This window comes from Pseudomonas sp. NPDC078700 (assembly GCF_044542375.1).
Taxonomy (GTDB): Bacteria; Pseudomonadota; Gammaproteobacteria; order Pseudomonadales; family Pseudomonadaceae; genus Aquipseudomonas.
The window spans coordinates 373113-393301 of record NZ_JBITUI010000004.1; the positions used below are offsets into that span (position 1 = coordinate 373113).

The 20189-nt window shown below is 56.0% G+C and carries 19 protein-coding genes; 13 read left to right on the forward strand and 6 right to left on the reverse strand.

Going from position 1 to position 20189, the window contains the following annotated elements; genetic code table 11:
* Positions 1 to 101: 101 nt before the first annotated feature.
* On the forward strand, positions 102 to 1691 hold the full coding sequence (locus ACIGCM_RS15850; RefSeq protein WP_397503036.1) for an ABC transporter substrate-binding protein: 1590 nt from the start codon (positions 102 to 104) through the stop codon (positions 1689 to 1691).
* Positions 1692 to 1739: 48 nt separating this feature from the next.
* Here the strand turns inward: ACIGCM_RS15850 and radC are convergent, their stop codons facing one another.
* Positions 1740 to 2414 (reverse strand): DNA repair protein RadC, encoded by a 675-nt coding sequence (gene radC, locus ACIGCM_RS15855; RefSeq protein ID WP_397503037.1) that lies wholly within the window; start codon positions 2412 to 2414, stop codon positions 1740 to 1742.
* A gap of 159 nt (positions 2415 to 2573) precedes the next feature.
* On the opposite strand from radC, the gene coaBC reads away from it, so the two are divergent.
* From coaBC to argB, 4 genes are all read left to right on the forward strand, one after another.
* Positions 2574 to 3782, forward strand: a complete 1209-nt coding sequence (gene coaBC / locus ACIGCM_RS15860) for a bifunctional phosphopantothenoylcysteine decarboxylase/phosphopantothenate--cysteine ligase CoaBC (RefSeq protein WP_397503038.1) — start codon at positions 2574 to 2576, stop codon at positions 3780 to 3782.
* A gap of 28 nt (positions 3783 to 3810) precedes the next feature.
* Entirely contained in the window at positions 3811 to 4266 is a 456-nt protein-coding gene (gene dut, locus ACIGCM_RS15865; protein ID WP_397503039.1) for a dUTP diphosphatase, read from the forward strand.
* Positions 4267 to 5573: 1307 nt separating this feature from the next.
* Complete coding sequence (algC, locus tag ACIGCM_RS15870; protein WP_397503319.1) at positions 5574 to 6968, forward strand: phosphomannomutase/phosphoglucomutase; 1395 nt, start codon at positions 5574 to 5576, stop codon at positions 6966 to 6968.
* A 16-nt stretch (positions 6969 to 6984) separates the two neighbouring features.
* Positions 6985 to 7890, forward strand: coding sequence for an acetylglutamate kinase (argB, locus tag ACIGCM_RS15875; RefSeq protein WP_339513758.1), 906 nt, complete (start codon positions 6985 to 6987; stop codon positions 7888 to 7890).
* Between the two features lie 180 nt (positions 7891 to 8070).
* On the opposite strand, the gene ACIGCM_RS15880 is transcribed toward argB, so the two are convergent.
* Together ACIGCM_RS15880 and pyrE are read right to left on the reverse strand one after the other, a co-directional pair.
* Positions 8071 to 8661, reverse strand: coding sequence for a DUF4124 domain-containing protein (locus ACIGCM_RS15880; RefSeq protein ID WP_397503040.1), 591 nt, complete (start codon positions 8659 to 8661; stop codon positions 8071 to 8073).
* Between the two features lie 23 nt (positions 8662 to 8684).
* Positions 8685 to 9326, reverse strand: coding sequence for an orotate phosphoribosyltransferase (gene pyrE, locus ACIGCM_RS15885; RefSeq protein WP_397503041.1), 642 nt, complete (start codon positions 9324 to 9326; stop codon positions 8685 to 8687).
* Between the two features lie 92 nt (positions 9327 to 9418).
* Between pyrE and ACIGCM_RS15890 the strand changes: the two genes are divergently transcribed.
* Positions 9419 to 10198, forward strand: coding sequence for an exodeoxyribonuclease III (locus tag ACIGCM_RS15890; RefSeq protein ID WP_397503042.1), 780 nt, complete (start codon positions 9419 to 9421; stop codon positions 10196 to 10198).
* A 57-nt stretch (positions 10199 to 10255) separates the two neighbouring features.
* Here the strand turns inward: ACIGCM_RS15890 and ACIGCM_RS15895 are convergent, their stop codons facing one another.
* Entirely contained in the window at positions 10256 to 10621 is a 366-nt protein-coding gene (locus tag ACIGCM_RS15895) for a DUF4870 domain-containing protein (protein WP_397503043.1), read from the reverse strand.
* 20 nt (positions 10622 to 10641) lie between these two features.
* Positions 10642 to 11364, reverse strand: a complete 723-nt coding sequence (gene rph, locus ACIGCM_RS15900; RefSeq protein ID WP_397503044.1) for a ribonuclease PH — start codon at positions 11362 to 11364, stop codon at positions 10642 to 10644.
* A 141-nt stretch (positions 11365 to 11505) separates the two neighbouring features.
* On the opposite strand from rph, the gene ACIGCM_RS15905 reads away from it, so the two are divergent.
* The 5 genes from ACIGCM_RS15905 (at position 11506) to ACIGCM_RS15925 (ending at position 16073) form a co-directional block, all read left to right on the forward strand.
* Positions 11506 to 12369 (forward strand): YicC/YloC family endoribonuclease, encoded by an 864-nt coding sequence (locus tag ACIGCM_RS15905; protein ID WP_397503045.1) that lies wholly within the window; start codon positions 11506 to 11508, stop codon positions 12367 to 12369.
* 87 nt (positions 12370 to 12456) lie between these two features.
* The gene (gmk, locus tag ACIGCM_RS15910; protein ID WP_397503046.1) at positions 12457 to 13077 is read left to right on the forward strand and encodes a guanylate kinase; all 621 of its coding nucleotides are present in this window, start codon (positions 12457 to 12459) and stop codon (positions 13075 to 13077) included.
* A gap of 117 nt (positions 13078 to 13194) precedes the next feature.
* Positions 13195 to 13458 carry a DNA-directed RNA polymerase subunit omega gene (gene rpoZ, locus ACIGCM_RS15915; RefSeq protein WP_010489179.1) on the forward strand — a complete coding sequence of 88 codons (264 nt, stop codon included), beginning with the start codon at positions 13195 to 13197 and terminating at the stop codon, positions 13456 to 13458.
* A gap of 60 nt (positions 13459 to 13518) precedes the next feature.
* Entirely contained in the window at positions 13519 to 15627 is a 2109-nt protein-coding gene (gene spoT, locus ACIGCM_RS15920) for a bifunctional GTP diphosphokinase/guanosine-3',5'-bis pyrophosphate 3'-pyrophosphohydrolase (protein ID WP_397503047.1), read from the forward strand.
* Between the two features lie 65 nt (positions 15628 to 15692).
* Positions 15693 to 16073, forward strand: a complete 381-nt coding sequence (locus ACIGCM_RS15925) for a RidA family protein (RefSeq protein ID WP_397503048.1) — start codon at positions 15693 to 15695, stop codon at positions 16071 to 16073.
* 57 nt (positions 16074 to 16130) lie between these two features.
* Here ACIGCM_RS15925 and ACIGCM_RS15930 read toward each other — a convergent pair whose 3' ends face one another.
* Positions 16131 to 16994, reverse strand: coding sequence for an SDR family oxidoreductase (locus ACIGCM_RS15930; protein WP_397503049.1), 864 nt, complete (start codon positions 16992 to 16994; stop codon positions 16131 to 16133).
* A gap of 98 nt (positions 16995 to 17092) precedes the next feature.
* Here ACIGCM_RS15930 and ACIGCM_RS15935 point away from each other — a divergent pair, with 98 nt between their 5' ends.
* Both ACIGCM_RS15935 and recG read left to right on the forward strand, forming a co-directional pair.
* Positions 17093 to 18019 carry a LysR substrate-binding domain-containing protein gene (locus tag ACIGCM_RS15935; protein ID WP_397503050.1) on the forward strand — a complete coding sequence of 309 codons (927 nt, stop codon included), beginning with the start codon at positions 17093 to 17095 and terminating at the stop codon, positions 18017 to 18019.
* Positions 18020 to 18027: 8 nt separating this feature from the next.
* A complete protein-coding gene (gene recG / locus ACIGCM_RS15940; protein WP_397503051.1) occupies positions 18028 to 20103 on the forward strand; it encodes an ATP-dependent DNA helicase RecG in 2076 nt (691 codons plus the stop codon).
* Positions 20104 to 20189: the final 86 nt, after the last annotated feature.

Below are 20189 nucleotides of genomic sequence, written 5' to 3' on the forward strand. Positions count from 1 at the left end.
CGTCGCCAAGACTGATTGTTTTACAGCAGCATTATGAACTAGGGTAAGTCATTGCTACGCGCCGATGGATGCGCGACACGCCACAGTCAAGGAATATGCCCATGCGCCGTAAAGTGTTATCGCTATTTTTATTACCGCTGCTAAGCCCAGTGTTAGCGCACGCATCGACGCTAAGCGTATGCACTGAAGCCAGCCCCGATGGTTTTGACGTCGTGCAATACAACTCGCTGACCACCACCAACGCCTCAGCAGATGTACTAATGAACCGCCTCGTAGACTTTGATGCCGACAGCGGCAAAGTCGTTCCCAGCCTAGCCCAGAGCTGGACAGTCAGCGACGATGGCCTTAGTTATACCTTCAAACTGCGCCCCGATGTCAGCTTTCATAGCACAGACTACTTCAAGCCCAGCCGCAGCATGAATGCTGACGACGTGGTGTTTAGCTTTGAGCGCATGCTTGACCCCAAGCACCCTTGGCATGCATTCGCCCAGAGTGGCTACCCGCACGCGCAATCGATGCAGCTACCCGGCCTGATCAAAAACATTGAAGCACCTGACGCCAATACTGTGCGCTTCAATCTCAATCAACCAAATGCGACCTTTTTAGCAACGTTGAGCATGGGCTTCGCCTCCATTTACTCAGCCGAATATGCTGACCAACTGCTTAAAGCGGGCAAACAGAACAACCTTAACAGCCAGCCGATCGGCACCGGCCCCTTTGTCTTCAAGCGCTTCCAGAAAGACGCGGTGATCCGCTACAGCGCCAACCCGGACTACTTCGCAGGTAAGCCCGAGGTCGACAAGTTGATCTTCGCCATCACCCCGGACGCCAACGTACGCCTGCAAAAACTGCGTAATAACGAGTGCCAGATCACCCTGTCGCCAAAACCGGTTGATGTCACAGTTGCAGTCAAAGACCCCGCCCTGAAAGTGGTCAAGACCAACGCCTTTATGACCGCCTTTATCGGCATCAACAGCCAGCACCCACCGCTGGACAAGCCGGAAGTACGCCAGGCGATAAATCTGGCTTTCGATAAAGCCACGTACCTCAAGGCCGTGTTTGAAGACAGCGCTGAAGCGGCCAATGGGGTGTATCCACCCAACACCTGGAGCTACGCCAAAGACCTGCCCGGCTATGCCTATGACCCAGAACAAGCAAAAGCCAAGCTCAAAGCAGCCGGCCTTGCTGATGGTTTCAAAACCACGATCTGGACCCGCCCAAGCGGCAGCCTGCTCAATCCAAACCCCAAACTGGGCGCACAGCTGTTGCAAGCTGATCTGGCCAAAATTGGCATCACTGCAGAAATCAAAGTGATTGAGTGGGGCGAGCTGATCCGCCGCGCCAAAGCGGGCGAGCACGACCTGCTGTTTATGGGCTGGGCCGGCGACAATGGCGACCCGGATAACTTCCTGACGCCGCAGTTTTCCTGCGCCTCCGTTGAGTCGGGGCTGAATTTTGCGCGCTACTGCGACCCGCAACTGGATAAACTGATCAGCGACGGCAAAACCGTGAGTGATCAAGCTGCACGCAGCGAGATCTACCACAAGGCCCAAGCCATTATTGAGCAGCAGGCGCTGTGGGTGCCGCTGGCACACCCAACTGCCACCGCCCTGACGCGTAGCACGGTTAGCGGTTATAAGGTCAGCCCGTTTGGCCGCCAGGATTTCTCCAAGGTCAGTGTCAGCAAATAAGCGCAATGCTGAGCAGGCACAAGACCCAGTGCCTGCTCAGCAGCTCGGCTACATCCAGCCATATTCCGCCATCGACAACGGCTCGCCCTCGCCGACGATGAAGTGATCCAGCACACGCACCTCAACCAGCTCCAGCGCAGCCTTCAATCGCTGGGTCAGCACCTTATCGGCCTGACTCGGCTCGGCGACCCCAGAGGGATGATTGTGCGCCAAAATAAGTGCTGCCGCGTTGTGCGCCAGCGCACGCTTAACCACTTGCCTGGGATAAACACTGGCGCTGTCGATTGACCCGCTAAACAGCGACTCGTAGGCCAACACCCGGTGTTTGGCATCCAGAAATAAACAACCGAACACCTCATGCGGCTCATGGCGCAACACGGCTTTTAAATAATCGCGAACCGCTTTGGGGCTTTCCAGCGCGCAGTCTCGGTGCAACTCTTCAGCCAAGTGTCGGCGACCCATTTCCAATACAGCCTGCAATTGCGCAAACTTGGCCGGGCCTAAGCCTAGGTGCTGGCTAAACGCCGCAAGATCGGCCTGCAATAGACAACGCAAGCTGCCAAAATCGACCAACAGGTGACGCGCCAGATCCACCGCGCTGCGCCCAGCGACCCCTGTTCGCAGGAATATCGCCAGTAATTCGGCGTCCGTCAGGGCTTCAGCCCCGCTGGCCAATAGCTTTTCTCGCGGGCGTTCCGCTGCCGGCCAATCGCGAATGCTCATACCCACACCTCCCTGTCATGCTTGAAAGCTGCGCAAGCGGGCTCAAGGCCGCTGTTCCGTAGCTGCCTCTGTGCTATCGTAGCCTACCTTTTTTCGTGGTGACCGGCCTGGGGAGGCGTCATCACCGCGTCGTACATTCACCTTGAGCAAGGCAGGCCTATGCAGCGTCTTTATCGGAAACGCATCATTCTTGGCGTGGGCGGCGGTATTGCAGCCTATAAAAGCGCAGAACTGGTACGCCGACTGAAGGATCAAGGCGCCGAAGTCCGTGTGGTTATGACCCACGGTGGCCGCGAATTTATTACTCCTCTGACCTTACAGGCGCTTTCCGGCAACCCTGTTCACCAAGAACTACTCGACCCAGCCGCCGAGGCCGCCATGGGCCATATCGAGCTGGCACGCTGGGCAGACTTGGTCCTGATCGCACCCGCCACGGCCGATCTGATGGCGCGCCTCGCCCAAGGTGTTGCCAACGACCTGCTGACGACACTGGTGCTGGCCACCGACGCGCCAGTTGCCTTGGCCCCTGCGATGAACCAAGCCATGTGGCGCGATCCAGCCACTCAGGCTAACGCACAGATTCTCAGCCAGCGCGGCTTGCTTATATTTGGCCCGGCATCCGGCAGCCAAGCCTGTGGTGACGTGGGCTTGGGGCGCATGCTGGAAGCTGACGACCTCGCCCAACTGGCTGCTGACTGCTTTGAACGCAAAAGCCTGAGCGGCGTACATGTACTGATTACCGCAGGCCCAACCCAAGAAAATATCGATCCGGTGCGCTACATCACCAACCATAGCTCGGGGAAAATGGGTTTTGCACTTGCCGAAGCGGCAGCGGAGGCTGGCGCTAAAGTCACCCTGATCAGCGGACCTGTGCATCTACCCACGCCAGAGCGCGTTACCCGTATTGATGTGGTCAGCGCTCGGGACATGCTGGCGGCCTGTGAGGCGGCAATGCCTTGCGACCTCTTGATTGCCGCCGCAGCTGTCGCCGACTACCGCCCTGAGGTGATTGCCCAGCATAAGCTGAAAAAAGACCCTACCAGCGGCGAAGGCATGCTGCTGCAGATGGTCCGCAACCCGGACATCCTCGCCACTCTGGCGACCCGTGAAGACCGGCCATTCAGTGTCGGCTTTGCCGCAGAAACCGAAAACCTGCTGGAATACGCGTCACGCAAGCTCAAAGATAAAAACCTCGACCTTATCGTCGCCAATGATGTGGCCAACCCCACTATCGGCTTCAATAGTGAAGAGAACGCAATCACCATCATTGACCGTGAATTGCAGCAAAGCAGCTTCGCTCAAACCAGCAAGGGTAAAATTGCCCGCCAATTGATCGATGTCATCGCTCAACGCATGAATCGCACCTGAACTTTATTGATGGATAACCAAACCTGACATGCACGCCTTACAAGCCAAGATCCTAGACCCACGCCTGGGCAACGAATTTCCATTGCCACAGTACGCCACCCCTGGCTCCGCAGGCCTTGACCTGCGCGCAATGCTCAAGCAAGAGCTGACCCTTGAGCCTGGCCAGACCGTACTGATTCCAACTGGATTGTCGATCTACATTGGCGACCCAGGTCTGGCTGCAATGATTTTGCCGCGCTCAGGGCTCGGCCATAAGCACGGCATCGTGCTTGGCAATCTGGTTGGACTGATCGACTCGGACTACCAAGGCGAACTGATGGTCTCTTGCTGGAACCGCGGCCAAAGCGCTTTCACCATCAGCATTGGCGAGCGCATTGCACAATTGGTTCTGGTACCGGTTGTGCAAGCACATTTCGAGATGGTTGAAGATTTTGATGAAAGCCAGCGTGGGGCCGGCGGCTTTGGTCACTCGGGGACCAACTAAGCGGCAGTGCTGCAGCTTTTTTTGCACTACCTTGAACCTACCCGCGCGATTTTGTAACGCAGGTAGGTGCTAATACTAAGAATAACGGGTCAGGGAGATGTTCGATGAAGTTGTTCAAACGCGCCGCCAAGGACGAGTTGTCCAATGAGATGATCAAACAGGCGGCGGCCAAGGCATCGAGCAATAAGCAAAACACACTAGAAGCACTTAAACCCGGCTTGGTGGCCACCGTCATCGGCTTAGTTCTGGCTGGGTGCGTGCTCTGGTTCGGCATGCTCAGCAGCGCCCAACAACAGCAACAGCAAGCGTTGAGCAAGGCTTGGGGCGAAAGCCAGGCGACAGCGCTGCAACAAGCCTTGAAGCAACTTGCCGCCGACACCCAGGCGGCAGCACAAAACCCAGCGCTCTTGGCGGCGCTGCAAAGTGCGGATATTACCCAGGTACGGGCAACTGAACGTTCATTGAGTTACTGGAACGGCGTAACCGATGCGCAAATCAATTTGCGCGGCCAAGCGGTACAAGACATGGGCCGCACCGCGCCGATGAACTTTGCTGCACTGGACTTATTGCGCCGGGTAGAAAATGGCCAGACACCCGCCGTTGAAGCCTACAAGGTTGGGCAGCAGTGGCTGGCTTACAGCGTTGCCCCCTTGCGCCCAGGCAAAGATCAGCCGGTGCAAGGCACGCTGCTGCTAGCGTTTGACCTGAACCGCTTGCTGGCCAGCCTGCCGCCACTGCCTGCTGAGGTCGGAGCAATCCAACTCAGCCAGCAATTTGGTACGGCTGGCGCACAAGTATTGGCTCAACACGGCACGGCGCAGGGCAACCCACAACAGCTCAATAGTGGTAATCCCAACTGGAAACTGAGCTTCACCCCAGGCCCCGCACTTAACGGCGCAGCATTCTCTCCGCTGCTCCTGGCGCTGGCTGGGCTATTGGCACTCGCCGGGGCCTTGATCGGTTTTTACCTGGTTCATCGCAGCTTTAACAACCACCTTGAAGGCGATATTGACCAGCTCGAGCAACTGGTCAAAGAACTCTCGGCGGGCAAAAGCGTCAAAGCCTTTAGCCTGAGCCTGCCAGCCCTGAATAATCTGGCAAAAACATTGGCCAGAATGCCACGCCGTGCTGAAAGCAGTGCAACTGATAAGGTTGCGGCTGCAATGCCCGGCAAGCCTGAGAAGGCCAAAAGTGCGGCAGAAAACCCGGCAACATTTGTCGACCCGCTATTTCAAGACACCGATATTCTCGATATCGACATTCTCGATGAAGACCAGGATCTCCTGGGATTGGAGCAGTCACCTTTTATGAGCACTTCCCAAGCCGCACCTAAACTTCCTGCTGATATCTTCCGCGCCTATGACATCCGTGGCGTTGTCGGTCGCACCCTCACCGCAGAAACCGCTTATTGGGTTGGCCGCGCGGTTGGCTCTGAAAGCCTCGCCAAGGGCGAGCCAGATGTCGCGGTAGGCCGTGATGGCCGTCTGTCTGGCCCTGAATTGGTCGAGCAGTTGATTCAAGGCTTGGTCGACAGCGGCTGTACGGTGAGCGATGTCGGCATGGTGCCAACGCCTGTGGTGTATTACGCCGCCAATATCCTCAGCGGTAAATCCGCAGTGATGCTGACTGGCAGCCACAATCCACCTGATTACAACGGTTTCAAGATTGTGATCGCCGGGGATACTCTGGCCAATGAGCAAATTCTGGCGCTGAAAACCCGTATCGACACCAATAACCTCACCAGCGGTGTTGGCAGCGTTGAGCAAGTTGATGTCCTGGATCGCTATTTCAAGCAGATTCGCGACGACATCGCCCTCGCCAAGCCCCTCAAAGTAGTGGTTGATTGCGGCAACGGCGCAGCAGGGGTCATCGCCCCGCAACTGATCGAAGCCCTCGGCTGTACCGTTATCCCGCTATTCTGCGACGTCGATGGTAACTTCCCTAACCACCACCCTGATCCAGGCAAGCCAGAGAACCTGGTCGACCTGATCGCCAAGGTTAAATCCGAGAACGCCGACCTTGGTCTGGCCTTTGACGGCGATGGCGACCGCGTGGGTGTTGTGACCAATACCGGCACCATGGTCTACCCGGATCGCCTGTTGATGCTGTTTGCCAAGGATGTTGTCTCGCGCAACCCGGGCGCCGATATCATCTTCGACGTTAAGTGCACACGACGCTTAACCCCGCTGATCAGCGGATATGGCGGTCGCCCGGTAATGTGGAAAACCGGCCACTCGCTGATCAAGAAAAAGATGAAGGAAACCGGTGCCCTGCTGGCCGGTGAAATGAGCGGCCACATCTTCTTTAAAGAGCGCTGGTTCGGTTTTGACGACGGCATCTACAGCGCCGCACGCCTGCTGGAAATCCTCAGCCAGGACAAACGTGATGCCGAACATGTGTTCTCTGCATTCCCAAGCGACGTCTCAACTCCGGAAATCAATATTCAGGTTACCGAAGAGAACAAGTTCGAGATCATCGAGCGCCTGCAGCGTGAAGGCTCATGGGGTGATGCCAACATCACCACACTCGACGGTGTACGTGTTGATTATCCGAAAGGTTGGGGCTTGGTGCGCGCCTCCAATACCACACCGGTTTTGGTACTGCGTTTCGAAGCAGAGACCGAAGCCGAGCTGGAGCGCATTAAAGTGGTTTTCCGCGAGCAAATGACTGCACTCGCTCCCGACATCAAATTGCCGTTTTAACGCGATGGAGTCCCGCATGACCTTTGAGCGTGATGCCGCTACCCAAGTGGCAAAAGTACTTTCTGAAGCACTGCCGTACATTCGCCGCTTTGTCGGCAAGACCCTCGTGGTGAAATATGGCGGTAACGCCATGGAAAGCGACGAGTTAAAAACCAACTTTGCTCGCGATATCGTGCTGATGAAGGCCGTGGGTATTAACCCGGTGGTGGTGCATGGTGGTGGCCCGCAGATTGGTGACTTACTCAAGCGCCTGTCGATTGAAAGCCACTTTGTCGATGGCATGCGAGTCACCGATGCCCAGACCATGGACGTGGTTGAAATGGTGCTCGGCGGTCAGGTGAACAAAGACATCGTCAACCTGATCAACCGTCATGGCGGCAGCGCTATTGGCCTGACCGGTAAAGATGCTGAGTTAATCCGTGCGAAAAAGCTCACCGTTGAACGCAAGACCCCGGAAATGACCAAGCCTGAAATCATTGATATCGGCCACGTTGGTGAAGTTACGGGGATCAACACTGACCTGCTCAACATGCTGGTCAAAGGTGACTTTATTCCGGTAATTGCCCCAATCGGCGTGGGTGCCGATGGCGAGTCATACAACATCAACGCTGACCTTGTGGCCGGTAAAGTGGCCGAAGCACTCAAAGCTGAAAAGTTGATGCTGCTGACCAACATCGCTGGCCTGATGAACAAGCAGGGTGAAGTGCTGACAGGCCTGACCACCGAGCAAGTGGATGAGCTGATTGCCGATGGCACCATCTATGGTGGCATGCTGCCGAAGATTCGTTGCGCACTGGAAGCGGTGCAAGGCGGTGTAACCAGCGCGCACATCATCGATGGCCGCGTACCCAATGCAGTGCTGCTGGAAATTTTCACCGACAGCGGTGTCGGCACCCAGATTTGCAACCGCAAACGCCATTAAAGGCATGCCAGCCGGTCAGCACTGCTTGTGCTGATCGGCTGCGCAATTGACACTTTAGGGCGATAAAAGACGTTTTTTGCCAAAGTGGCTTACCAGGCTGGACTCCGCGAAGCGTGTCCGCCCGCTGGAATACCAGGCCTGAAACGAGTCAACCGCCCACCCGACTCAGCGCCATGCCTATCAGCGTGACATAATCTCCGCGAACCGCGCACGGTCTGCATTGAAGCTGGCTTCAGACTGCTTACGAACGGTTTCATAGCGCTTGATATCGCTAATCAAACGCTTTTGCTCGACCTTTTGGTTATTGATCTGCACCAGCAAACTTTCAGGGACATCGCGCCCACTGCGCTCGAAATCAGCGGCCTGCGCTTGATAGTTAGCCTGCTGAGTCCGCACGGATTGCAGATTGCTGCGGGCCACGCTAATGACTCCATCAAGCTCGGCCAGCTTACGATCACGCGCGCGATCAATATCTTCAGGCGTACTGTAGAGCCGTTTTAGCTGGGCGTCAGAACTGGCCCGCGCCTTTTCCTTGAGCAGCCGCTGGCGCTCTTCAAGGGTTGGCGCAGGTGCAATCACCTGCACCACGCGGCCCTGATCATTAAGGACTTCATAACCCCGACCAATAGATTCCGGCGGCACGCCCTGACGGCTTATAACCACGCCACCCTGGCTATCGGTGTAGCGATACAGTAAATCGCCTGCATTGGCCGCAACCGATAGCAGTAAGCATAGAAATAGCGAACAGCAACGCAAAACCGGTTTCAGCACAATCACGTCCTTAATTATTGGTCTTAGATTCCGTATTGAGCACGGTAGGCTTCTACCGCAGGCAGGTGCTGTTTAAGTTCAGCATCTTCTGCCAGATACTCAAGTACCTGCTCCAGCGAAACAATACTGACCACAGGCATTGCAAAGTCTCGCTCAACTTCTTGAATGGCCGAAAGCTCACCTTGGCCGCGCTCTTGGCGATTCAATGCAATCAATACGCCAGCACAGTGTGCGTTCTGCGATTTAATGATTTGCATGACTTCACGGATCGCCGTACCGGCCGTAATCACATCATCAATAATCAGTGCTTTGCCAGCCAGCGGGGCACCAACCAAAGTCCCCCCTTCGCCGTGGTCTTTTGCCTCTTTGCGGTTGAAGCACCAGGGTTTATCAAGCTGATGATGCTCGGCCAAGGCGACCGCCGTTGTGGCTGCCAGAGGGATTCCTTTGTAAGCCGGGCCAAAAATCACGTCAAAATCGATGCCACTATCCACTACGGCTGCGGCATAAAAACGCCCCAACTGAGCCAGCGCCAAACCGCTGTCAAATAAGCCCGCGTTGAAGAAATATGGGCTTGTACGCCCCGATTTAAGGGTGTACGACCCAAAGCGCAGAACACCGCGCTCAATGGCAAAACGAATAAAATCGCGCTGGTAGGCTTGCATTAATTGTCCTGAAATACACAGATGAGGCTAGTAATTTAGCTAAAAATGGCGACCTCGGGTATCATACACCCACGTGTTTTTGGGGGCCATTTATGCGGATCATCAGTGTGAACGTGAATGGTATTCATGCTGCAGTCGAGCGCGGTTTGCTCAGTTGGCTGCAAGCACAGAATGCCGACGTGATTTGCCTGCAGGATACCCGCGCCTCCGCCTTTGAGCTGGACGACCAAGCCTTCCAATTGGATGGCTATTTCCTCTATGCATGCGACGCAGAAGTTCCAGACCAAGGTGGTGTGGCGCTGTATTCGCGGTTACAACCCAAGGCGGTGATTAGCGGTTTAGGCTTTGAAGCAGCCGATCGTTATGGGCGCTACCTGCAAGCAGATTTCGACAAAGTAAGTATCGCCACCTTGTTGTTGCCATCGGGGCTCAACGGGGACGAGAGCTTGAATCAAAAATTCAAGTTCATGGACGAATTTACCAGTTACCTAGACAAGCAGCGTCGCAAGCGCCGCGAGTACATTTATTGTGGCTCGCTGTATGTGGCGCATCAGAAGCTCGACGCCAAAAACTGGCGCGACTGCCAACAGTCGCCGGGGTTTATGGCGCCTGAGCGAGCGTGGATGGACGAAATAACCAACACCATGGGCTATGTCGATGCCCTGCGTGAGGTTAGCCGTGAGGGTGAGCAGTTCAGTTGGTGGCCTGACAGCGAGCAAGCTGAAATGCTTAACCTGGGCTACCGCTTCGACTATCAACTGCTGACATCTGGCATGCGCCGCACCGTTCGCAGTGCCCGCCTGCCGCGTCAACCACGCTTTTCGCAGCACGCGCCACTGATGGTTGATTACGACTGGATTCTCAGCGTGTAACACCATCAGGTACAAAAAAACCGGCTTAATGCCGGTTTTTTTGTGCCTGACTGACGCCTATTTAACGATGCGCCAGCAGAAGGGGTAGCGGTATGACTGGCCTTCGTTCGCCTTGACCCCGGCGATGACCGCCAGCACAAAACCAACAATTGCCACCAGCGTGGTCAACACAAAGCCAATCACCACCAGCATCAACAACATGCTGATCACAAACGCGATGCTGATACTGATCTGAAAATTCAGCGCTTCTTTGCCCTGCTCATCCACAAAAGGATCAAGGTCCTTTTTGATCTGCCAGACCACTAACGGGCCGATCAGATTACCGAACGGGAAAACGAAACCAAGAAAGGCTGCGAAGTGACAAAACATAGCCCACTGACGCGCGTCCTGGCTTGGAGTCGGTACGGGTGCGTGCTCTTCCATCATGGCCTCCGCGCTTGAGTTTAGTCAGCCAACGCCGCTTGCTGAATAGCAAACAGCTCGTTCATACCCTTTTGCGCCAATTCGAGCATGGCATTGAGTTCCTGCGGCTGGAATGGTGCACCTTCAGCGGTACCTTGCACTTCAATAAAGCCGCCAGCGTTGGTCATGACCACGTTCAGATCAGTCTCGGCGGCTGAATCTTCAGGGTAATCGAGGTCGAGCACAGGTTCACCCTGATACATGCCAACCGACACCGCCGCAATCATTTGCTTGAGTGGGTCGCCGTTTTTAAGGCCGCCACGTTTCTTGATCATCTTCAGCGCATCAATCAAAGCGACCATGGAGCCTGTGATCGAAGCCGTGCGAGTCCCGCCATCGGCCTGAATCACGTCGCAATCGACATACAAGGTGAACTCGCCCAACTTGGACATATCCAGCGCAGCCCGCAGCGAACGGCCGATCAGGCGCTGAATTTCCAAGGTGCGACCACCCTGCTTGCCACGACTGGCTTCACGCTGATTGCGATCCCCAGTGGCGCGCGGCAGCATGCCGTATTCAGCCGTCAACCAACCTTGGCCCTGACCTTTGAGGAAGCGCGGTACGCCAGACTCGACGCTGACCGTACAAATCACTTTGGTATCACCAAACTCAACCAACACGGAACCCTCCGCGTGCTTGGTGTAGTTACGGGTGATACGGACTGCACGGAGTTGATCAGCGGCGCGGCCACTTGGACGTTTCATCAAGGAATACCTGCTCTGTATTGAAATCTGTCCGACAGTATAAGACGCCAGGGGCTACGACGACATGACCAATTGGGTCGGATCGACGCACTGCGCTACAATCTCGCACCTTTCCAGCCCAACTCATTTAGAGGTTCGCGCATGATCCACAGCATGACTGCCTTCGCCCGCACCGAACAGGTGACGGCCCATGGAACCCTCAGCTGGGAGCTTCGCTCGGTCAATCACCGTTACCTTGAGCCGCACTTGAGGCTCCCGGAAGCGTTTCGCGACCTTGAAGGCGCCGTGCGTGAATCGCTGCGCCAAGGGCTTTCGCGCGGCAAACTGGAATGCACCTTGCGTTTTACCGAGGAAAGCAGCGGCAAACCCCTGCAGCTGGACCAGGCGCGCGCCGCACAATTGATTGCTGCCGCCGAGACGGTCGCCGGGCTGATCAAACAACCGGCCCCCCTCAACCCTCTTGAAGTGCTTGGCTGGCCAGGCGTATTGGTTGCTGACTCGGCAGATCCGCAGGCGCTCAATAAAGCAGCCATGAGCAGCTTCAAGCAGGCCCTTGATGAACTGAAACAAGGCCGCGCACGCGAAGGCGAAGAGCTGGCCAAGTTGCTCAGCGACCGCTTGGACGGCATCACCAGTGAGGTCGAAGCGCTGCGCGAATTGGTCCCGTTGATGCTAAGCACTCAGCGGCAGAAGATCCTTGACCGCTGCAAAGAGATGCAAGCCGAACTGGACCCGCAGCGCCTGGAACAGGAAATGGTGCTACTCGCGCAAAAAAGTGATGTAGCCGAAGAGCTCGACCGCCTCAGCACCCACGTGACAGAAGTGCGCCGGGTCCTGAAAACGCCAGGCGCAGCCGGTCGGCGTCTAGATTTTCTAATGCAAGAGCTTAACCGTGAAGCCAATACACTTGGCTCCAAGGCATTCGATGCGCGCAGCACACAGGCCGCGGTTAACCTTAAGGTGCTGATTGAGCAGATGCGTGAACAGGTACAAAACATTGAGTGACGTGGCGGATACAGGCGCTGGCAACATATTTATAATGTGCCGCCAGACGCTGCTACGCTTGGCAAACCGCTTTTTTAGGATGCAATCATGAGCCTTACCACCGGCACCCTTTACATCATTTCCGCCCCATCCGGCGCCGGCAAGACCAGTTTGGTCAAGGCGCTGATCGACAGCGAGGCGATGATTCGTGTCTCGGTCTCGCACACCACCCGGACGATGCGACCAGGCGAAACTCACGGGGAGAACTACCACTTTGTCGATCGCAAGCAGTTCCACGCCATGCTCGACAAAAATGAATTCCTTGAGCACGCCGAAGTGTTTGGCAATCTCTACGGCACCTCGCAGACCTGGGTTGAGAAAACCCTGGCCGAAGGCTACGACCTGATCCTTGAAATCGATTGGCAAGGCGCACAGCAAGTCCGCAAGTTGATGCCCGACTCGCGTTCAATTTTCATTCTGCCGCCGACTCAAGAAGCGTTGCGTCATCGCCTGACCAATCGCGGCCAGGACAGCGGTGAGATTATTGAACAGCGCATGCGTGAAGCCGTGAGCGAGATGAGCCACTATGTTGAGTATGACTTTCTGATCATCAACGATGACTTTGCCCATGCGCTGAGCGACCTGAAAGCGATTTTCCGCGCCAATCAGCTCCAGCAGAATTCACAACAGCAGCGCCACGCTGGCCTGCTCAGTGAACTGCTGGCTTGAGCCATACAGCGCTCAACAAAACTAAAGCTTCCCTTAATGCTGGTGATTTTTTAGACTATTGAGTCCGCTTGCCCATTTTCGGGCCCAGCTTTACTTGCATTTGTTACGAGGAACACCATGGCCCGCGTTACCGTTGAAGATTGCCTGGACAACGTTGATAACCGCTTTGAGCTGGTCATGCTGGCCACCAAGCGTTCGCGTCAACTCGCCACTGGCGGCAAAGAGCCAAAACTGGCTTGGGAAAACGACAAGCCAACCGTAGTTGCGCTGCGTGAAATTGCTGCTGGCCTGGTTGATTACGACGTTATTGCCCAAGACGAGATCGTCGAAGAAGAGCCGCTATTTGCCGCCTTCGAGGACGAGGCTAACGAGTCTCAGTAAGCCTATGCCGGGTCGACGTCGCAAGGCGCAGGGTCACAACGCTCAGCAGGAGAAAATCTCATGCCGAGCCTAGACGCCCTCGCCGAGCGACTTTCGACCTACCTCGGCCCCGACCAAGTCAACTTGGTCCGCCGAGCCTATTTCTACGCTGAGCAAGCCCACGACGGTCAACGCCGCCGCAGTGGCGAAGCCTACGTCACGCACCCGCTGGCAGTCGCCTGCATCCTTGCTGAAATGCACATGGACCATCAAAGCCTGATGGCCGCGATGCTGCATGACGTCATCGAAGACACCGGTATCGCTAAGGAAGCCCTGCAAGCGCAGTTTGGCGAGTCCGTAGCGGAACTGGTCGACGGGGTCAGCAAATTGACCCAGATGAACTTCGAGACCAAAGCTGAAGCTCAGGCTGAAAACTTCCAGAAAATGGCCATGGCCATGGCCCGCGATATTCGCGTGATTTTGGTCAAGCTCGCCGACCGCTTGCACAACATGCGCACGCTTGAAGTGTTGAGTGGCGAAAAACGCCGACGCATCGCCAAAGAAACCCTGGAAATTTACGCCCCCATTGCCAACCGTCTCGGCATGCACAGCATGCGCGTGGAGTTTGAGGATCTTGGCTTTAAAGCCATGCACCCGATGCGCTCTGAGCTGATTCGCGCCTCCGTAAGACGCGCGCGCGGCAACCGCAAAGAGATTGTTAACAAGATTGAAGAGTCGCTGGTTCACTGCCTCGAGCGCGAAGGCCTCGAAGGCGGTGTGCTTGGGCGCGAGAAGCACCTTTACGGCATTTATCAGAAAATGCGCGGCAAACGCCGAGCCTTCAACGAAATCATGGACGTTTATGCGTTCCGGATCGTGGTGGATAAAGTCGATACTTGCTATCGCGTGCTCGGCGCCGTGCATAACTTATATAAGCCTTTGCCCGGACGCTTCAAAGACTACATCGCGATCCCCAAGGCCAACGGCTACCAATCGCTGCACACTACCTTGTTCGGTATGCACGGCGTGCCCATCGAAATCCAGATCCGCACCCGCGAAATGGAAGAGATGGCCAATAACGGGATTGCAGCTCACTGGCTGTACAAATCCAATGACGACGAACAACCCAAAGGTACGCATGCACGTGCTCGCCAGTGGGTTAAAGGCGTACTGGAAATGCAGCAGCGTGCGGGCAACTCGCTGGAATTTATCGAGAGCGTGAAGATCGACCTGTTCCCGGATGAGGTCTACGTCTTCACCCCTAAAGGTCGCATCATGGAGCTGCCAAAAGGCTCCACCGCGGTCGATTTCGCTTATGCGGTGCATACTGACGTCGGCAATACCTGTATTGCCTGCCGTATCAATCGCCGCCTCGCACCCTTGTCTCAGGCGCTTGAAAGTGGCTCGACGGTAGAGATCGTCAGCGCCCCTGGTGCACGCCCGAACCCGGCATGGCTTAATTTTGTGGTCACGGGCAAAGCCCGGACCCATATTCGTCACGCCCTCAAGCAGCAACGCCGCTCCGAGTCGATCAACCTTGGCGAGCGCTTGCTCAATAAAGTACTGGCCAGCTTCGAATTTAGCCTGGAGAAGATCCCGGCCGAGCGTATTCAGCATGCACTCAATGAGTACAAGCTGGAAATTATTGAAGACCTGCTCGAAGACATCGGCCTGGGCAATCGCATGGCCTACGTGGTCGCGCGCCGCTTGCTGGCCACTGAAGGCGAAGAGCTGCCCAATACTGAAAGCCCGCTGGCGATTCGCGGCACTGAAGGCTTGGTGTTGAGCTATGCCAAGTGCTGCACACCGATTCCAGGCGATCCAATTGTCGGCCATCTTTCAGCCGGTAAAGGCATGGTTGTGCACCTCGAAACCTGCCGTAATATCGGCGATGTGCGCAACAATCCGGAAAAATGCATTCAGTTGTCGTGGGCCAAAGATGTCACCGGCGAATTCAATGTTGAACTGCGTGTTGAGCTTGAGCATCAACGCGGCCTGATTGCCTTGCTGGCGAGCAGTGTTAATGGCGCTGACGGCAATATCGAGAAGATCAGCATGGACGAACGCGACGGTCGTATCAGCGTGGTACAGCTTGTGGTCAGCGTGCATGACCGCGTGCACCTGGCCCGCGTCATTAAAAAGCTGCGCGCACTCAAAGGTGTGATGCGCATCACCCGCGTCAAGGCCTAAGCGCAGCTCGCAAATAGCTAACTCTGAGAGGCACCAGCCTGCCTTTCACTCACAAGGAGCATTCCATGAGCAAAAGCGTAATCACCAGCGACAAAGCACCAGCAGCCATCGGCACTTACTCGCAGGCGATCAAAGCGGGTAACACCGTGTATATGTCCGGCCAGATCCCACTCGACCCTAAAACCATGGAATTGGTTGAAGGCTTCGAAGCCCAGACCGTTCAGGTGTTCGAGAACCTGAAGTCTGTTGCCGAAGCCGCTGGCGGCTCATTTAAAGACATCGTCAAGCTCAACATCTTCCTCACCGACCTGTCGCACTTCGCCACAGTGAACGAAGTGATGGGCCGTTATTTTGAACAACCTTACCCGGCTCGTGCAGCGATTGGTGTTGCCGCGCTGCCAAAAGGCTCGCAGGTAGAAATGGACGCGATTCTGGTTATCGAATAAGTCCAACGCCAACTTATGGCCAGCAATCGCGCTGGCCATAAGTAGCGCCTCAGCTGATCAGTTCTTAGCCACGCCCTGCAGTATCGCCCCATAGCCCTGTTGATAACTTGCGTATTTGGGGGTCCAGCCCAGCTTTTTAGCGCGTGCATTACTGCAACGCTTGCTCCCCGCCCGACGTACCGTTGACGCTTCGTCCCAATGGCTAACCCCAAGCTGCTCACGCAACCATGCCACCACTTCATGCAACGGTGCAGGTGCATCATCAACACCGATATAACAATCCTGCAGTGCCACACCCTTAGCGTCGGCCTGCAATAGAAACGCAAGCAAACCAGCAGCATCATCAACATGTATACGGTTGCCATACAGGGGTGGCTCGCTGGCAACGCGGTAGCCTTGGCGTACCTGATTGAGTAACCATTCACGGCCCGGTCCATAGATTCCAGTTAGACGCACCACCGTTGCGCCAAAACCCGAGTTCAGCGCCAACTGCTCAGCTTCTCGCATGATCCTGCCGGAAAAACTTGTCGCCTCTGCAGCAGAGGTTTCATCTATCCAATTACCCTCTTGCTGGCCATACACCCCACTGCTCGACACAAACAGCAGGCGCTTGGGGGTTTGCCCGTGTTGAACCAACCATGCCAAAACATGACGCAGGCCATCCAAATAGGCAGTGCGATACCCGGCCTCATCGTGCACAGTGGCCGCAGCGCTGTACACCACATAATCAAGCGACCCCTGTGGCCAGTCCGCAGGGCATTGGGAGGCACTCAAATCACCGGCGACGGGGGTTATAGCGACCGGAAGCTCCTGCACCGAACGGCGTAGACCGTAGACTGTCCAGCCCTCGTTAGCCAGTTGTAGGCCCAGCCGCGTGCCGACATCACCGCAGCCAGCAATCAATACCTGTGACCCTGTCATCACCAAAACCCCCACTATTTATTTGCCTTACAGTTTAGCGCTGTTGGTTCCACGCATTGCAAAGGCTATGCTTAGCCGCAACTCAATGGATAAATACTATGACTCTGACTGAACTGCGCTACATAGTCACCTTGGCTCATGAACAGCATTTCGGCCGTGCGGCTGAACGCTGCCACGTCAGCCAGCCAACACTGTCGGTTGGCGTAAAGAAACTTGAAGATGAGCTCGGCGTTCTGATATTCGAGCGCAGTAAAAGTGCAGTGCGCCTGACCCCTGTCGGAGAAGGCATTGTGACCCAAGCGCAAAAGGTGCTTGAACAGGCTCAAGGCATCCGTGAGCTGGCCCAAGCCGGTAAAAACCAACTGGCCGCGCCGTTGAAAATTGGTGCCATCTACACCGTCGGACCTTACCTGTTCCCGCACCTTATCCCGCAATTGCATCGCGTTGCACCGCAGATGCCTTTGTACATCGAAGAAAACTTCACCCATGTGCTGCGCGATAAACTGCGCACCGGGGAGTTGGATGCCGTCATTATCGCGCTGCCTTTCCAGGAGGCGGATGTACTGACGCTGCCGCTCTACGATGAACCCTTTTATGCGCTTCTCCCAGCTGGGCACCCCTGGACTGAGCTGAAAAGCATCGACAGCAAGTTGCTTAACGACAAGAGCCTGTTGCTGCTGGGCGAAGGCCACTGCTTCCGTGACCAAGTGCTGGAAGCATGCCCCGCCCTGCGCAAGGGTGGCGACAACAACGCCAAGCACACCACGGTTGAATCCAGCTCGCTGGAAACCATCCGCCACATGGTTGCATCCGGCCTGGGTGTGTCGATCTTGCCGCTCTCGGCAGTCAACAGCCATCATTACGCACCGGGTGTGATTGAAGTACGACCGTTGACAGCTCCCACGCCATTTCGCACGGTTGCAATTGCCTGGCGCGCCAGTTTTCCACGGCCAAAAGCGATTGAAATTCTGGCAGACTCGATTCGGCTTTGCTCAGTGGTAAAACCACAGACGCCAAACGATTAAGGATTGGCATGACGGAGTTAGCAGCGGTTTCAGTCACCGCGCTGAAAGGCGTTGGCGCGGCGTTGGCTGAGAAGCTGGCAAAAGTCGGACTGGAAACGCTCCAAGATGTCTTGTTCCACCTGCCCCTGCGCTACCAAGACCGTACTCGCATCGTGCCAATTGGTGCATTGCGTCCCGGTCAGGATGCCGTAGTTGAAGGCGTTGTAGCGGGCGCCGATATCGTCATGGGCCGTCGGCGCAGTTTGCTTGTCCGTCTACAAGATGGCAGCGGAACCTTAAGCCTGCGCTTCTACCATTTCAGCCAAGCGCAGAAAGAAGGCCTCAAGCGCGGTACTCACGTGCGCTGCTACGGCGAAGTCCGCCCAGGCTCATCAGGGCTGGAAATTTACCACCCGGAATACCGCGCCACCTCCGGCACAGAGCCTATTGCTGTCGAGCAAACCCTAACGCCCATCTACCCGACGACTGAGGGGCTGACTCAACAACGCCTGCGCCAACTCAGTGAGCAAACCCTTGCTCGCCTTGGCCCACACAGCCTGCCCGATTGGTTGCCGGCAGCACTCGCCGAGGAATATCAGCTCCAGCCATTGGATCAAGCAATCCGCTACTTGCACCGGCCACCGCCAGATGCCGACCTTGAGGAACTTGCTGAAGGCCGACACTGGGCGCAACACCGTTTGGCATTTGAAGAACTGCTGACCCACCAATTATCTCTGCAACGTCTGCGCGAAAGTCTGCGCGCTCAAAAAGCGCCCGAATTACCCGTCGCATCTCGCTTGCCCGCACTGTTTCTCGATCACCTGGGCTTTCAACCGACAGGTGCTCAGCGTCGCGTAGGCGCGGAGGTGGCCTATGATCTGGCCCAACCTGAACCGATGCTACGGCTGGTTCAGGGCGATGTCGGGGCGGGTAAGACCGTGGTCGCCGCCTTTGCTGCGCTGCAAGCATTAGAGGCGGGTTATCAAGTTGCACTGATGGCGCCGACCGAAATTCTAGCCGAGCAACACTTCATTAACTTCAGCAAATGGCTTGCACCGCTGGGCCTTGATGTCGCCTGGCTGGCCGGTAAGCTCAAGGGCAAAACCCGAGCCGCAGCGCTGGAGCAAATAGCCGGTGGCGTGCCCATGGTAGTCGGCACACACGCACTGTTTCAGGATGAAGTGAAATTCGCTCGCCTGGCATTGGTGATCATCGACGAACAGCACCGTTTTGGCGTACAGCAACGCTTGGCCTTGCGTCAAAAAGGTGTTGGCGGGCGCATGTGCCCGCATCAATTGATCATGACCGCAACGCCCATCCCCCGCACGCTGGCTATGAGCGCCTACGCTGACCTCGACACCTCTATCCTGGACGAATTACCGCCAGGGAGAACACCGGTCAATACCGTGTTGGTGGCCGATAGCCGCCGCCTTGAAGTGGTCGACAGGGTTCGCTCAGCCTGCAATGAAGGTCGCCAAGCCTACTGGGTTTGCACCTTGATTGAGGAATCAGAGGAACTGACCTGTCAGGCCGCAGAAACCACCTTTGAAGACCTGAGCGCAGCACTCGGCGGCTTGCATGTTGGCTTGATTCACGGCCGTATGAAGCCCGCAGAAAAGGCTGCGGTGATGGACCGCTTCAAACAGGGCCAATTACAGTTACTGGTCGCCACAACAGTGATTGAAGTCGGCGTCGATGTGCCCAACGCAAGCTTGATGATTATCGAGAACCCCGAACGCCTTGGCCTTGCTCAATTGCACCAACTGCGTGGCCGGGTCGGGCGCGGCAGCGCGGCAAGTCATTGCGTACTACTTTATCATCCGCCCCTGTCGCAGATTGGTCGCCAGCGCTTGGGCATCATGCGAGAGACCAGCGATGGCTTTATAATCGCCGAAAAAGACTTGGAATTACGCGGCCCAGGTGAAATGCTCGGCACTCGTCAGACTGGCTTGCTGCAATTCAAGGTTGCCGACCTAATGCGAGATGCAGATTTATTGCCTGCGGTCAGAGATGCTGCCCAACAATTGCTGCAAGATTGGCCGGATCATGTCAGCCCACTCCTGCACCGCTGGCTTCGTCATGGTCAGCAATACGGCCAGGTTTGACGACCAGCGGTATAGCTTGTTGTTATGCGGCCGATACAATGGCCCTAGACGCCGTCAGCAACCCGCATTAACTTTTTTGAACTAGG

What these genes read in the sequence shown, in the direction of transcription:
- recG (WP_397503051.1), top strand. Translation starts at nt 18,028, where the DNA reads ATGACGGAGTTAGCAGCGGTTTCAGTCACCGCGCTGAAAGGCGTTGGC.
- dut (WP_397503039.1), top strand. Translation starts at nt 3,811, where the DNA reads ATGCACGCCTTACAAGCCAAGATCCTAGACCCACGCCTGGGCAACGAA.
- rph (WP_397503044.1), bottom strand. Translation starts at nt 11,364, where the DNA reads ATGAAACGTCCAAGTGGCCGCGCCGCTGATCAACTCCGTGCAGTCCGT.
- ACIGCM_RS15935 (WP_397503050.1), top strand. Translation starts at nt 17,093, where the DNA reads ATGACTCTGACTGAACTGCGCTACATAGTCACCTTGGCTCATGAACAG.
- ACIGCM_RS15905 (WP_397503045.1), top strand. Translation starts at nt 11,506, where the DNA reads ATGATCCACAGCATGACTGCCTTCGCCCGCACCGAACAGGTGACGGCC.
- radC (WP_397503037.1), bottom strand. Translation starts at nt 2,414, where the DNA reads ATGAGCATTCGCGATTGGCCGGCAGCGGAACGCCCGCGAGAAAAGCTA.
- pyrE (WP_397503041.1), bottom strand. Translation starts at nt 9,326, where the DNA reads ATGCAAGCCTACCAGCGCGATTTTATTCGTTTTGCCATTGAGCGCGGT.
- ACIGCM_RS15895 (WP_397503043.1), bottom strand. Translation starts at nt 10,621, where the DNA reads ATGGAAGAGCACGCACCCGTACCGACTCCAAGCCAGGACGCGCGTCAG.
- ACIGCM_RS15925 (WP_397503048.1), top strand. Translation starts at nt 15,693, where the DNA reads ATGAGCAAAAGCGTAATCACCAGCGACAAAGCACCAGCAGCCATCGGC.
- algC (WP_397503319.1), top strand. Translation starts at nt 5,574, where the DNA reads ATGAGCACTTCCCAAGCCGCACCTAAACTTCCTGCTGATATCTTCCGC.
- ACIGCM_RS15930 (WP_397503049.1), bottom strand. Translation starts at nt 16,994, where the DNA reads ATGACAGGGTCACAGGTATTGATTGCTGGCTGCGGTGATGTCGGCACG.
- ACIGCM_RS15890 (WP_397503042.1), top strand. Translation starts at nt 9,419, where the DNA reads ATGCGGATCATCAGTGTGAACGTGAATGGTATTCATGCTGCAGTCGAG.
- rpoZ (WP_010489179.1), top strand. Translation starts at nt 13,195, where the DNA reads ATGGCCCGCGTTACCGTTGAAGATTGCCTGGACAACGTTGATAACCGC.
- spoT (WP_397503047.1), top strand. Translation starts at nt 13,519, where the DNA reads ATGCCGAGCCTAGACGCCCTCGCCGAGCGACTTTCGACCTACCTCGGC.
- ACIGCM_RS15850 (WP_397503036.1), top strand. Translation starts at nt 102, where the DNA reads ATGCGCCGTAAAGTGTTATCGCTATTTTTATTACCGCTGCTAAGCCCA.
- gmk (WP_397503046.1), top strand. Translation starts at nt 12,457, where the DNA reads ATGAGCCTTACCACCGGCACCCTTTACATCATTTCCGCCCCATCCGGC.
- argB (WP_339513758.1), top strand. Translation starts at nt 6,985, where the DNA reads ATGACCTTTGAGCGTGATGCCGCTACCCAAGTGGCAAAAGTACTTTCT.
- coaBC (WP_397503038.1), top strand. Translation starts at nt 2,574, where the DNA reads ATGCAGCGTCTTTATCGGAAACGCATCATTCTTGGCGTGGGCGGCGGT.